The sequence below is a fragment of the bacterium genome, from assembly GCA_030654305.1.
Taxonomy (GTDB): Bacteria; Krumholzibacteriota; Krumholzibacteriia; order LZORAL124-64-63; family LZORAL124-64-63; genus PNOJ01.
Genome location: JAURXS010000513.1, coordinates 1 through 1008, shown reverse-complemented (window position 1 = coordinate 1008; position 1008 = coordinate 1). Strand labels below are relative to the sequence as shown.

General features: G+C 74.1%; 1 protein-coding gene. It reads left to right on the top strand.

What is annotated here, in order from left to right; all coding sequences use genetic code 11:
• Window positions 1-1008 (top strand): hypothetical protein (locus Q7W29_14585; protein ID MDO9173048.1); only part of this gene is annotated, 1008 nt, incomplete at both ends.

Genomic DNA, 1008 nt, shown 5'->3' with positions numbered 1-1008 from the left:
GACCATCGGCGGCGGCGATCGCGAGATCCACCTGCCGGCCTCCCAGATCCCGCGCAGCCAATATCTGCAGCACTACAGCGGCAGCTCGGTCGGCGGCACGCCCTACGACTTCTCACCCGACTATCCGCAGGCGATCCTGGGCGGCGTCTCGCCGCGCGAGTTCTTCCTGGTGGAGAACCGCTGGGTGCCGCTGAGCGGCGACGAGCTGCCGGACGAGAGCGGCATCGGCTTCGTGCGCGATGCGGCGACCGGCGTCTTCCTCTACATGGGCGGCGACCTCGAGGACCCGGACGGCCCCGGCCCCCTGGAGGAGGCTTCGCGCAACACGGGCATGTACGACTTCTTCCTGCCGGACGGCGGCCTGCTGGTCTGGCACGTGAACGAGGCGCGGATCGAGGACCGGCTCGCCGACAACACGGTCAACGGCGAGGGCGACGGCCTGCGGCTGCTGGAGGCCGACGGCATCCAGGACGTCGGGGTCTACGACGCCTACGTCTTCGGCTTCTACGGTTCGGCGCGCGATCCCTTCCACGCCGGCACGACCACCGCGCTGCGGCAGGAGGGGAGGCCCGCCACCCGCACGTACGAGCGGGCGTGGACCGGCTTCGAGATGGAGGGCATCTCGGCCCAGGGCGCGACGATGACGTTCACCGCCCGGACGCTGCCGCTGCGCGCCGGCGATCCGGCCCGCCTGCCGGCGGCGATCGACCCGGCCGCCGCGCGCCGACTGGCGACCGAGTCGGTCACCCCGTGGCTGGTCGAGGGGATCGGCGGGGCGGCGGCGAGCCCGGCGTTGGCCTGCGCTTCGCTGCCCGTCGACGCCGTCACCGAAGGCGCGCCCGACGAGCCGGCCTACCTCTTCCTCTTCGACGCCGAGGGGCGTCCCGTCGCGCAGGGGTCGCCGGGCTGGCCGGCCGGCGCGGCCGCGCTCCTCGACGGGTCCCTGGCCGGCCCGCCGGTGGTGGCGCGCTTCGTCGCCAACGGGCGCGACCAGCTGGTGGTCGGCGA